Source organism: Flavobacterium sp., from assembly GCF_043779715.1.
Classification (GTDB): Bacteria; Bacteroidota; Bacteroidia; order Flavobacteriales; family Flavobacteriaceae; genus Flavobacterium.
Genome location: NZ_JAYWDT010000251.1, coordinates 1 through 12,784, shown reverse-complemented (window position 1 = coordinate 12,784; position 12,784 = coordinate 1). Strand labels below are relative to the sequence as shown.

Genomic DNA, 12,784 nt, shown 5'->3' with positions numbered 1-12,784 from the left:
TTTTCTGTGCGTTCCCAAGCTAATTCAGATACGTGTAATAAAACTTCGTTTCCAGGAACAGAAGTGTATTCTACAACTGCGCCAAAATCTAGCATTTTAATTACTTTCACTTCATAAGCTTCTCCCATTTGGGGTTTGAAAGTAATTGACTCAATTTTAGCCAATACTGCTTCAATTCCAGCAGGATCTGTACCTAGAATTTCAACAACACCCATTTCGTCAACTTCGTTAATCACGATAGTTGTTCCAGTAGCTTTTTGTAATTCTTGAATCACTTTTCCTCCAGGTCCAATTAACGCACCAATAAAGTTACCAGGAATAGTTCTCATGATAATTTTTGGAGCATATGTTTTAACATCAGCTTTTGGTGTTGCAAGAGTTTCAGTAAGAATATTAAGAATATGTAAACGCCCATCTCTAGCTTGTGCTAAAGCCGCTTCCATGATTTCATACTTCAATCCGTCAATTTTAATATCCATTTGACAAGCTGTAATTCCTTCTGAAGTTCCAGTTACCTTGAAATCCATATCACCTAAGTGATCTTCATCACCAAGAATATCAGATAAAACTGCGAAACGATCACCATCAGTAATCAATCCCATTGCAATTCCAGAAACTGGACGAATCATTTGAATACCAGCATCCATTAATGATAATGTTCCAGCACAAACTGTTGCCATAGAAGATGAACCGTTAGATTCTAATACTTCAGAAACGATACGAATTGTATAAGGACAGTCTGCAGGAATCATATTTTTTAATGCTCTTTGCGCTAAGTTTCCGTGACCAACTTCTCTTCTTGAAGTTCCTCTCAAAGGTTTTGCTTCTCCTGTTGAAAATGGTGGGAAATTATAATGCAAATAGAATTTTTCTTCTCCTTGTTCAGATGGTGAATCTATTTGGTTTGCTTCTCTAGAAGTTCCTAAAGTTGCTGTTGCTAATGCTTGAGTTTCACCTCTTGTAAATAAAGCAGAACCGTGAACTGATGGTAAATAATCAACCTCGCACCATATTGGTCTGATTTGGTTGGTTTTTCTTCCGTCTAGACGAGTTCCTAAATCTAAAGTTACATTACGAACTGCTTCTTTGTTGGTTTTGTAGAAATATTTTCCTACTAAATCACCATTTTCTGCTAATTCTTCTTCTGTAAATAAAGCTTTAACTTCTTCTTTAACTTCAGCAAATGCAGCTGTTCTCTCTTGTTTAGAAGATCCAACTTTTGCAATAGCATATATTTTGTCGTAAGCTGCAGCTTTTACTTTAGCGTAAATAGCTTCATCTTCTCTTTCTAATTCGTAAGTACGAACTTCTTTTTTCCCAAATGCTGCTTGTAATCTTTCTTGCGCTGCAATTTGTACTTTGATATGTCCGTGAGCAAATTTAATGGCTTCAACCATTTCTGCTTCCGAAATTTCTTTCATTTCTCCTTCTACCATTGCGATAGAATCTGTTGAAGCTCCAATCATCATATCAATATCAGATAATTCTAATTGTGCACGAGAAGGATTAATGATGAATTTTCCATCGATTCTTCCTACTCTAGCTTCTGAAATTAATGTAGCGAATGGAATGTCAGACAAAGCTAAAGCTGCCGAAGCTGCTAATCCTGCTAATGCATCTGGCATAATATCGTCATCATGTGACATTAATTGAATCATCACTTGTGTTTCAGCGTGATAATCACTCGGGAAAAGCGGACGCAAAACACGGTCAACCAATCTCATTGTTAGCACTTCATTGTCGCTTGGACGCGCTTCTCTTTTGAAGAAGCCTCCAGGAAAACGTCCTGCTGCTGCAAATTTTTCGCGATAATCTACCGTAAGTGGTAAGAAATCTACTGGACTTGCTTTTCTTGCGGAAACTACTGTTGCAAGCAACATACATTTTCCAATTCTAACTACTACAGATCCGTCAGCTTGTTTAGCCAGACGACCTGTCTCGATTGTGATGTTTCTTCCATCACCTAAATCGATACTTTCTACAAATAATTGTGGAATCATAAATTTTCCTTTTTTAAGTTTAACATGGGTTCTAGTTGTGTTGTTGTTGCGTAGTTATTGCCTAAAACCCAATGAAAAACTAACTTTTTTCTAAAAACTGCCAAAAGCAACGAGGCAAAAGGCATTAGTCCGAAGTATAATACTTCTTTTTATTTTGGCTATTGGCTTAATGCCTATTGCCTTTTTATTAAAAACAAAAAGAGGCACTTTCGCACCTCTTTACTATTGATTATTTTCTAATACCCAATTCTTTGATAATCTCACGGTATCTGTTAATCTCCGTTTTCTTTAAGTAGTCTAGTAAAGATCTTCTTTTACCTACTAAAAGTACTAATGAACGTTCAGTGTTATAATCGTGACGATTTTTTTTCAAGTGCTCAGTTAAGTGGCTAATTCTAAAGGTGAATAAAGCAATTTGCGCTTCTGATTTACCTGTGTTTGTTTTTTCTCCGTGTTTAGCGAAGATTTCTTCTTTAATCTCTTTAGTTAAATACATTCCAATATTTGTTTAATGATTTTTATGTATGAATTCCGTTTCTCGGATTCGAGTGCAAAAGTACACTTTATTTTTGAAGTACCAATATTTTTGTTTACTATTTAGAGTTAGCAATATTCTTAATCATTCCATCAAAAATGAAAAAATGAAAAGGAATCATACTATACCAATACATTCGACCTAGAATCCCTATTGGTCTAAAGGTTGCGATTTGGTGTAAAATATTATTTTCATCAATTCGAAATTCTAGCCAGGCTTCACCAGGAACTCGCATTTCGGCAAATAGAAGTAACCTTTTTTCTCCTTTATCAGCTAATAAAACACGCCAAAAATCTAATGAATCACCGTTATCTAAATGAGTTGGACTTGTTCTGCCGCGACGTAACCCAACTCCTCCGAAAAGTTTGTCTATAAATCCTCTTAATTTCCACATCCAATTCCCATAGTACCAACCTTTATCTCCTCCAATTGACCATATGTTTTCCAGTACTTGCTCTGAATCAGTAATTTTAATTTTTTTACTGTCTTTTAAACAACCAAAATTGGGTACTTGTATATAGTTGGAAAAATTGTTTTTGAATTCACTACTAGACAAACTATCTTTCCAACTCGAAATTACCAAGTTTTGTTCTATTTTTTCAAATGCTAATTTTATAGCATCAACATAAGAGATAGTTTTTATATTAAGTATTTTTTGTAATCTATTGTCGCTACAAATCACTTCAACCTTCATACTATCAACTAAATTCATAGCTAACTTGTATGATGTTGAAGTTACAAAATAAAGCCAATACGAAGAAAGCTTAGGTGTCATAACAGGAATTGTCCAAATAGCTAGTTTAATTCCTCGAGTTTTGGCATATAATTGCATCATTTGCTTGTAGGTAATAATATTAGGACCACCAATGTCAAATGATTCATTAAAACATTCTTGTTTATTTTGAACTCCAATTAAATATTGAATTACATCTCGAATGGCTATGGGTTGTGTTTTGGTTAAAACCCATTTTGGTGTTATCATTAAAGGTAGCTTTTCGCATAAATCTCTTATTATTTCAAAGGAGGAACTTCCAGAGCCTACAATTATTCCGGCTTTAAGTACGGTAAGTTTTGGCAGACCTGAGTTTAATATTTTTTCTACATTATTTCTAGAGAGCATGTGCTTGGAAAGGTTAGGGTCATTAACAATTCCGCTCAAATATATCACTTGTTTAATGTTGATGTGATTGGAATATTTGTTAAAATTTTGCGCAGCAATAGCTTCCATTTTATCAAATGAACCGATTGAGCTCGACATGGAATGAATTAAAAAATAACTAATATCAATTCCTTCTGGGCATTTTTTAAAATCTACATCATCTAGAAAATCTACTTCCCAAATGCTAACTCTATTTATAATAATTGCATCTAGTCCCAATCGAGTTTTATCGCGAACACAACAAACTACTTCATGACCTTGCTTCAATAATTCGGGTAACAAACGTTTTCCAACATAACCGTTTGCTCCTGTTAGTAGGATTCTCATTGTTTAAAAGTTTTATTTATTCCAACCATAATTTTCTAAACTCTTTATTTTTGTCATAATCACTGGCTTGCTTTTCTATATTAAAATAGCGATGTCCTCGATGATCATTACCAACTCCCGCTAAATAGGCCCAGTTCCCCCAATTACTACAAACATCATAATCTGTTAACTGCTCTTCGAAATAAGAAGCTCCGATACGCCAATCCATATTCAATTCATTGCAAAAAAAGCTCGCTACATTTTGTCGTCCGCGATTGCTCATAAAACCAGTCTGCTTTAATTCGAGCATATTAGCATTTATAAAATCGGATTTTGTTGTTCCGTTAATCCATTGAGAAAGCAATTTTTCATTTAATGATTTTGAATTTATTTTTTCGGTTTTTATACCAGAATACAAGAAAAATTTAGTTTGGTATTTTTTGAACATAAATCGAAAGAAATCGCGCCAAAGCAATTCGAAAACCAACCAATATGTTGATTCGTTTGCACCAAATTGCAATTCATATTTTTTAATTTTATTGTAAATAAATCTAGGAGAAATGCAGCCTAAAGACAACCAAGCAGAAAATTTAGATGAATAATCTGCTCCAATCATTCCGTTGCGAGTTTCTTTATAAATAGATAGGTTATTTGTTTCAAAAAAATAATGATTTAATCTATTCATTGCCTCGGTTTCTCCACCTTTGAATTTAATGGCAGCACGAGAATCGATTGCGGAAAATTCTAAATCTAATGTTTTTAAAGTTGGCAAATTTAGAGATGGGATTGATGGAGAATTTATATTTTCGGGTTTCTTGAAAACTGCTCTAATTGTAGCATCTTGTTCGGTTTTTTTTCTAAAATTGGTAAAAATATCTGGAATGTTTTTGATAGAAAAAGGTAAGTCTTCAGCATGATATAAAGTACTAGTACTGAAAGTCTCTAGTTCACAACGCAATTTAAATAATTCATCTTGAACTCGTTTTTCGGTTTGTTTTTCTTCAAATGAAACTTCTCTTTTGGCAAAAACTTTACGGGCTTTATATTTTTGTACAATTTTTGGAATTTCAACTTCTGGTTTCCCCTTTATAATTAGTAATCCAGAACCAATCGCTCGTAAATTATTATCTAAATCTTGTAACGATTCTAATAGAAATTGTGTTCTAAAACTACCCGTTTTCTTGAAGCCATATTTGGTATTTTCAAAATGTGAATCGTCAAAACAATATACAGGAATTATTTGTTCGCTTTGCAAAATGGCTTTGATAAGTGTTTCGTTATCGGATAATCGTAAATCGGTTTTAAACCAAACTATTGCCGTTTTCATGTTTTTTACTTCGGATTTAAATGATTTTTTAATTTTAATTAAAAATAATCTGTAAAAATATTTTTAATCTTTGGCTAGAATTTCGTTACTTATTCATTCTACATTTGTCACTACAATATTTCACTTTATCCCAAACCTTTTCCCATTTTTTGCGCCAAGTGAAAGGTTTTTGGCAAACCAAACATTTTTTATTGGGTAGGTTTTGTTTTTTTACTCCTCGCATTTTTAGGTTTAGTAGGATTGTTTACGTGTTTGTCTAAAATTCGTTTACCTTCTTGTTTTACTTCATCTTTTTTTCGAAAACTCCAAACGATATCACTAGCATATTTTCTGGTTTCTTCAATATTTACTATTGGCTCTGGATAATTATTACCAATTTCACAATTATAAAACTGTTGTTCCATTTTGTTCATTTTCCAAGGCTCGTGGAGCAAATGAATTGGAATTTTGGCTAATTCAGGTAACCATTGTTTTATAAAAACCCCTTCCGAATCATGTTCTTCTGAGTTTTTTATTGGATTGTAAATTCGGATTGTATTGATTCCAGTTGTTCCCGATTGCATCTGAATTTGCGGATAATGGATTCCTGGTTCGTAATCTAAAAATTGTCGGGCTAAAAATTGCAGTTCTCGCCAATCTTGCCATAAATTAAAGGTAAAAAAGGAAACAACCATAGCGCGCATTCTAAAATTGATATAACCCGTTGCGACTAAACATCGAATACAAGCATCCACAATTGGAACACCAGTTTTGCCTTCTTGCCATGCTTTTATATAGGTTTCGTTTTTGGGTTTTATTAATGCATTGTATGCTTTGTTTACGTTTTCAAATTCCATAGTACATTCGTCTTCAAATTTTTGCATAAAATGACAATGCCAATGCAAACGCGAAACAAAATTTAGAATGGCTCGTTTGTTTTTAGAACCTTCGTAAAACTGATTGGTGTATTGGTAAACGGCTCGCATACTAATGTTTCCGTAAGTTAAGTAAGGTGATAATCGGCTGCAACCTTTTCTACTCAATGCGGGTTTCGAAATATGCTTGCTATAATTGACATAACGTTCTTTTACAAAACTGTTTAAATAACGCCAGGCTAAATTTTCGCCACCTTGTTGAAAACTTTTGTTGGGTGTTGTAATTTCTTCTGATAAAGCTTCACCTTTAATTTCATCGTATAAACCATCATTTAATTGTATCAAATTTAAATCCGCTTCTTTTATGATTTTTGGAGTTGCTCGCATTACATCTTCCCAACGTTTGTCCCAATTGTCCCTAGATTTTAATTTTCTTATCACACCGTGCATTTGAAACTCTTTCCAAAAAATATTATTTTTTTGAAAAAGTGCTTGTATACTAATATCTCTATCAAAAGTGATTTTGTTGCCAATTTCTTGATGCGAAAAAATAGTTTTTACTTCAAAATTTTTAATGATTGCAGAAAATACAAATTCCGCTTCATTATGAAAAAAATAGATGTTGTTATTGGATGAATTTAATTTGCCTTGTAATTCTTGAATGGATTCATAAATAAACCGCCAATGACGCACATCGGAATCGTCATAATTCATAACCGATGGTTCAAAACAATAAATTAATAATAAAGGCAATCCAGATTGATGCGCATGGAATAGTGCTTCGTTATCTGTAAAACGTAAGTCTCTTTTAAACCAAACAATATTTATAGTTTTTTTATTCAATTTTAAAGAATTGATGTGGGTTCTTTATTAGGTTTTGCATAACTTAAACGATCTAATCTAATGGTTTTGTGATAGCTATCCAACCCAGAGCAAGTTATAGTATTTGCTTTTTCAATATCTAAAAAACCATCTTCGGATTGGCAATTTTCTGGAAAATAGACTTCTTTAATTTCGCCAATAATCATGATAGTGTTATTGATAGTAATCTCTATTTTTTCTTTAAATTCAACACCAAGTTGTATGTTACTTTCTTTAACAAAAGGCGCTTTAAAATTGTTTTTATATTCTGATGTCAAATTGGACACATCAAATTCGGAAATATCAGCATCATAGCGAGCCGAAGTTTGATGTGCTTGTTTATATATATTTTCGTTAATATGATTGATGGTATAAAAACCAGTTTCTAATATATTTCTTAACGTATCACGTTCTGGCGGATTTGGACGAAAAATTACAGCAATTAATGGAGGATTGGAACCAATATGAAAAATGGAACTAAAAATAGCCAAATTAGTTTGTCCATAATTATTCACAGTTGCTAGCAACGAAACACTTTTAAATCCACCTAAACTGTTAATAAAATGAACACGTTCTTGTTTCTCCATGTTCATTATTTCTGAAAAAGAAATGTGTTTTTGCATTATAATTTTTATATTAGAAAACAGGTAAATATTAAAACAAGACATCTTTTTTATTTAAAAATTAACCACTTTTTATCGCTATTTAGTTTGAAAGTAGCAATATGCTCCTTGTTCCATTCTTGCGGAGAAATTAATGATAGAAAGTTAATTCCGTCATGACCAGTATACAAATGATAAATTTCGCCAATAACGGGTTCAAATGAAAATTTAGCATTATATACCATATCATTCCATTCGTATTCTTCCATTAATTGTTGATATTGCAACTTAAGTTCGTTAAACTTGTTTTCAAACTCTTTGTTCACAGTATGTATGCCTCTGTTTTTCCAAGCCACAACATCATCGGTTTTAATTATTGGCGCCCCAACAGTTGTTGCATAAGGTAAAATATTAGCGTTGTATCCCTTTTCTTTAGAAAAAACTATATTATCGGGTATTTTATTTTTCATTTTTTTATCGCTTTGATATTTTGTTATTAGATATCGCTCTTTGTAGTTTGCATTTGAAACGGTCTATGCCGTCAACACGTTTTGCAAGATGCTTGGTTTTGCAATTTTCAACACGCTTTCGCCAAAGTTTATAACTAGAAAATTTTAGTTCTTTTTTCATCAAAGCTTTTACGTTGGCTTCGGCTAATCCGAATTGAAATTTTATGGCATCAAATGGCGTACGATCTTCCCAGGCCATTTCGATAATTCTGTCAATAGCAATGTCGTCTAATTCTGTTTTTTGTGAAATGGGCATCATTTTTGTTTAATTAAAATTAAATAAAGTTAAACAAAATTAAATAATTTAATTCAGAATTCCATTAAGTATTAGGAATAAAAAAAATCCGTTACTTAAATTTAAGCAACGGATTTTGAAAATAATAGATAGTTTTCTTAAAAAAGTGAAGCTACTTGTTCATTTACAAATTCTAAAAATATTTCGTCAGCATTGGTAAACGGATCTAAAACATTAGAATCGATATCTATTTGTCCAATATTTTTTCCGTCAACAAACAACGGAACTACAATTTCAGATTTTACAGTAAAGCTACAAGCAATATAATTGTCCTGGGCAGAAACATCTGGCACGACAAAGTTCTCGTTAGAAACCGCCACTTGCCCGCAAATTCCTTTCCCAAATGGGATTACAGTATGATCCGTTGGTGCGCCAACATAAGGACCAAGATGTAACGTTTTTGTTTCGTGATTGGCAAAATAAAAACCAACCCAAGTATAATAAGTTATATTTGCTTCTAACAATTCACAAATCTTGAGTAATTTTTCATCTCTAGAAAGTGATGTGTTTATTGTAATTTCAGTTACTTTTGGTCTTAACGCTTCGAAAGTCATAATTTTTAATTTTATACAAAAGTATTTAAAGCTGGTTCTAATTTTTATATAAATTTGTTAAAAATTTCAATTTGAAAAAATATTTTATTCAATACCAACCATTTTTACTTTTTCTAGGGAAGTTTTTCTTGGCGTATTTGATGCTGACGGTTATATATCAATTTTATTTAAATACTGTTGGTGATTCTATTGATGCAATAACCGAAAATGTTGCAAGATTAACCGAAAATACAGCTAATTTTTTTGGTGTAAAAATTACTACAATCAAAGATTATATGCATTACAATATAATATACAGAGGTAAAGTAACTGCCAGAATTATTGAAGGTTGTAATGCAATTAGTGTCATTATTTTATTTATTTCATTTGTGATTGCTTTTTCAGGAAAACTAAAACAAACGCTACTTTTTGTTTTGGGCGGAAGTTTGTTTATTTATATTCTAAATATAGTGCGAATCGTAGTTTTAAGTGTTTTAATGTATTATTATCCAGCGCAAGAACATATTTTGCATGGTGTGATTTTTCCTTTAATAATTTACGGAGCAGTATTTATTTTGTGGGTAATTTGGGTCAATAAATTTTCGAAATATGCTACAAAAACTACTAAATAATAAACTTAAAATCATTCAACTCATTTTTCTAGTTGGGTTATTGGTGTTAATTCGTGCTTTCGAAAACGATTTGTTTTACGACCCATTTCTGAATTATTTTAAAGAAGAAAATACTTCGATTTATCCTGAAACGGAACCTTTTAATCTTTTTTCAAGTTTGGTTTTAAGATATTTTATCAATACAATAATTTCGTTAGTTATTTTGAATGTTATTTTTAAAGATTTGAATTTGATTAAATTTTTATCAATTTTATATGTTTTGTTTTTTCTAGTATTAATAATTTTATTTTATTTTATTTTAAATTTTTTTGACGAAAGTCATAGAACGACACTTTTTTACATCAGACGATTTATTATTCAGCCTATTTTTATATTACTTTTTATTCCAGCATTTTATTTTCAGAAAAAATCGAAATAAAAAATAACAAATCATTGGCTTTTGTCCTTCAATTAATTACTTAACTTTGCAAAGTGAAAATTACAAAGCACATCAGTATTTTACTAGCTACGCTATTATTGGTTTCCAATGTTGGGTTGGCTTTTAACGTGCATTATTGTGGAGATGAAATCGCTTCGGTTTCTTTAGACAATCCGTTTTTTAATAAAAATTCAGAAGATGATTGCTGCGGAATTGCCGAAAAAAAATCAAATTGTTGTAATGATAAAGTTATTAAATTTGATAAAAAATCAGATAATTCAGTTGTAAAAATAGTTGGCTTTCAAATTCATGCTCCTTTTATATTCCAAGATTGGAAGCCTATTGTTTTTAGTAAAAAAACTATTTTAAAAAACTGTAAAGTATCTTCTTATACTTGCAATGCAAATTCACCGCCAATTTTTATACGGAATTGTCAACTCATTTTCTACACCTAATTTTAATGTTTTAACTCGAACTCATCGAATTTAAACATTAAATAATTTACAATGAAAAATACAATTTTGTTTTTTGTTGTTTTATTTTCGTTTTCTGCTTTTGCACAAGACACTTTGCAAATCGTAAAAATAGAAGCAGGACGAAAAAAACTTCAAAAATCATTACTCAAAACAACTAATACAACGGTTTTGTCTGGCCAAGAATTGCTTAAGGCAGCGTGTTGTAATCTCGCCGAAAGTTTCGAAACAAATCCATCAATCGATGTTAATTTTTCCGACGCTTTAACAGGAACCAAACAAATAAAAATGCTTGGACTTACAAGTCCGTATTTATTAATTTCTGAAGAAAATATTCCTTCTGTTCGCGGTGCTTCACAAGCTTACGGATTGTCATTTACGCCTGGAACTTGGGTAGAAAGTATTCAGATAACGAAAGGTGCGGGAAGCGTAATAAATGGGTACGAAAGTATATCAGGACAAATAAATACCGAATTACTAAAACCCATAAAAGACATTCCGTTTTTCTTGAATATATATGGTTCTTCTGATTCTAGAATGGAAATAAATGCGCATTTGAATAAGAAGTTGTCAGACAAATGGGCAACTAGTTTATTTGTTCATGGGAATAATCGATTGTCTAAAAACGACATGAATAATGATGGTTTTTTGGACAATCCGTTGGGAAATCAGATAAATATTCTGAATCGTTGGCAATATACGAATGCCGAAAAAGGGTGGGTTAGTTTTTTGAATTTTAGGTATATGAATGACGAAAAACAAACTGGTCAAGTTAATTTTAATCCAAATACAGATAAATTAACGATGAATTCTTGGGGTTCGGAAATAAACACCCAACGTTTCGATTTTTCTTCAAAAATTGGATACGTTTGGCCAGAAATGCCATACCAAAGCATCGGTTTTCAGAATGCTTATAATTCGCATAATCAAGAATCGTATTTTGGTTTGAAACAATATGATATCAAGCAAAACAGCTTTTATTCGAACTTGATTTTCAATTCGATAATTAGCAATACGTTGAATAAATTTTCGACAGGATTAAATTTCACTTCCGATGAATATAAGGAGTTTGTAAATATTACTGATTACAGTCGAAAAGACAATTCACTCGGTGCTTTTTTCGAATATACGTATGATAATACCGATAATTTTAGTATTATTTTAGGTGGAAGATTAGATTATCAGAACCGACTCGGGTTTTTTGCAACGCCAAGACTTCATGCCAGATACAATCCTTGGGAAGGTGGTGTTTTGCGATTTTCTGCTGGGAGAGGAAAACGTTCTGCTAATATTTTTGCCGAAAACCAACAACTTTTCGGAAGTTCTAGAAGTTTTAATGTTTTAGATACTAATGGCAAAATTTATGGATTGAATCCTGAAATAGCTTGGAATTATGGTGCTGGTTTTTTGCAGAAATTTAAGATTTTTACAAAAAGTGCTGATGTTTCTGTCGATTTTTATAGAACCGATTTTCAGAATCAAGTCGTGGTCGATTTATTTCAAAGCGCGCAACAAGTTGATTTTTATAATTTGAAAGGAAAATCGTTTGCCAATAGTTTGCAATTCGAATTTAATTTAGAAATTATAAAACATCTAAATTTGAGAACATCATATAAATTTTATGACAATAAAACCGATTACAATTCAGGTAATTTTCAACGACCATTGCAAGCACAACAACGCTTTTTTGGAAATCTAGAATTTGAAACACATATCAAAGAAAAAGGGCAACAATGGAGATTTGATTACACTTTCAATTGGATTGGAAAACAACAATTGCCAAACACGACAACAAATCCTATCGAAGATAGATTGTCTGATTTTTCTAAATCTTATTCGTTAATGAATGCGCAAATTACAAGAACTTTTTCTTCAACATTCGAAATGTATATTGGTGGCGAAAATATGGGTAATTACAAACAGGAAAAAGCCATTTTAGGAACAGATAATCCTTTTGGAACAAGTTTTGACAGTAGTATTGTATATGCTCCAATTTTTGGACAAATGTATTATGCAGGTTTGCGATTTAAGATTAAATAGGTTTCAATAACAATGTTAAAAATGAATCTCAATAACAATTAAAAAAAAATGTAAAAATGAAGAATATAATTATAATACTAATGGTTTCTTTTCTTGGATTTTCTATGAATGCACAAGAAACTAAAAAGAACAAAAATGCCAAATATGCTATCGGGGTAAATGGCAATTGCGAACAATGTCAGAAACGAATTCAAAAAGCAGCTTTAGGCGTTTTGGGAGTAAAATCGGCAACTTGGAGTA

14 protein-coding genes and 1 pseudogene are annotated in these 12,784 nt (G+C 31.7%); 5 read left to right on the top strand and 10 right to left on the bottom strand.

The features are described from left to right. The 10 genes from ACH2BG_RS12235 to ACH2BG_RS12190 form a co-directional block, all read right to left on the bottom strand. Positions 1–2,000: polyribonucleotide nucleotidyltransferase (locus tag ACH2BG_RS12235; RefSeq protein WP_395047974.1), on the bottom strand; the 2,000-nt coding region annotated here is incomplete at its 3' end. 229 nt (positions 2,001–2,229) lie between these two features. Continuing rightward, a complete protein-coding gene (gene rpsO, locus ACH2BG_RS12230) occupies positions 2,230–2,496 on the bottom strand; it encodes a 30S ribosomal protein S15 (protein WP_395047973.1) in 267 nt (88 codons plus the stop codon). 97 nt (positions 2,497–2,593) lie between these two features. After that, entirely contained in the window at positions 2,594–4,021 is a 1,428-nt protein-coding gene (locus tag ACH2BG_RS12225; protein ID WP_395047972.1) for an SDR family oxidoreductase, read from the bottom strand. A 16-nt stretch (positions 4,022–4,037) separates the two neighbouring features. Then, entirely contained in the window at positions 4,038–5,327 is a 1,290-nt protein-coding gene (locus ACH2BG_RS12220) for a DASH family cryptochrome (protein ID WP_395047971.1), read from the bottom strand. An 85-nt stretch (positions 5,328–5,412) separates the two neighbouring features. Next, on the bottom strand, positions 5,413–5,550 hold the full coding sequence (locus ACH2BG_RS12215; RefSeq protein WP_395047970.1) for a DUF2256 domain-containing protein: 138 nt from the start codon (positions 5,548–5,550) through the stop codon (positions 5,413–5,415). Then, the gene (locus ACH2BG_RS12210) at positions 5,516–7,024 is read right to left on the bottom strand and encodes a deoxyribodipyrimidine photo-lyase/cryptochrome family protein (protein WP_395047969.1); all 1,509 of its coding nucleotides are present in this window, start codon (positions 7,022–7,024) and stop codon (positions 5,516–5,518) included. Before ACH2BG_RS12210 ends, ACH2BG_RS12215 begins: the two co-directional genes overlap by 35 nt. A 2-nt stretch (positions 7,025–7,026) precedes the next feature. Further along, on the bottom strand, positions 7,027–7,665 hold the full coding sequence (locus ACH2BG_RS12205) for a flavin reductase family protein (protein WP_395047968.1): 639 nt from the start codon (positions 7,663–7,665) through the stop codon (positions 7,027–7,029). 50 nt (positions 7,666–7,715) lie between these two features. Then, complete coding sequence (locus ACH2BG_RS12200; RefSeq protein ID WP_395047967.1) at positions 7,716–8,114, bottom strand: DUF2452 domain-containing protein; 399 nt, start codon at positions 8,112–8,114, stop codon at positions 7,716–7,718. A 4-nt stretch (positions 8,115–8,118) separates the two neighbouring features. Next, entirely contained in the window at positions 8,119–8,409 is a 291-nt protein-coding gene (locus tag ACH2BG_RS12195; protein WP_395047975.1) for a TIGR03643 family protein, read from the bottom strand. Between the two features lie 137 nt (positions 8,410–8,546). Continuing rightward, entirely contained in the window at positions 8,547–9,002 is a 456-nt protein-coding gene (locus tag ACH2BG_RS12190) for a GAF domain-containing protein (RefSeq protein WP_395047966.1), read from the bottom strand. A 71-nt stretch (positions 9,003–9,073) separates the two neighbouring features. Between ACH2BG_RS12190 and xrtF the strand changes: the two genes are divergently transcribed. The 5 genes and pseudogenes from xrtF to ACH2BG_RS12165 all read left to right on the top strand — a co-directional run. Beyond that, positions 9,074–9,613, top strand: a complete 540-nt coding sequence (xrtF, locus tag ACH2BG_RS12185; RefSeq protein WP_395047965.1) for an exosortase family protein XrtF — start codon at positions 9,074–9,076, stop codon at positions 9,611–9,613. Beyond that, positions 9,591–10,031 carry an exosortase F system-associated protein gene (locus ACH2BG_RS12180; protein WP_395047964.1) on the top strand — a complete coding sequence of 147 codons (441 nt, stop codon included), beginning with the start codon at positions 9,591–9,593 and terminating at the stop codon, positions 10,029–10,031. Before xrtF ends, ACH2BG_RS12180 begins: the two co-directional genes overlap by 23 nt. Positions 10,032–10,084: 53 nt before the next feature. Continuing rightward, positions 10,085–10,486 carry a hypothetical protein gene (locus ACH2BG_RS12175; RefSeq protein WP_395047963.1) on the top strand — a complete coding sequence of 134 codons (402 nt, stop codon included), beginning with the start codon at positions 10,085–10,087 and terminating at the stop codon, positions 10,484–10,486. 51 nt (positions 10,487–10,537) lie between these two features. Continuing rightward, entirely contained in the window at positions 10,538–12,544 is a 2,007-nt protein-coding gene (locus ACH2BG_RS12170; protein WP_395047962.1) for a TonB-dependent receptor plug domain-containing protein, read from the top strand. A gap of 56 nt (positions 12,545–12,600) precedes the next feature. Further along, positions 12,601–12,784, top strand: a pseudogene (locus ACH2BG_RS12165) (metal transporter); the annotation flags it as partial.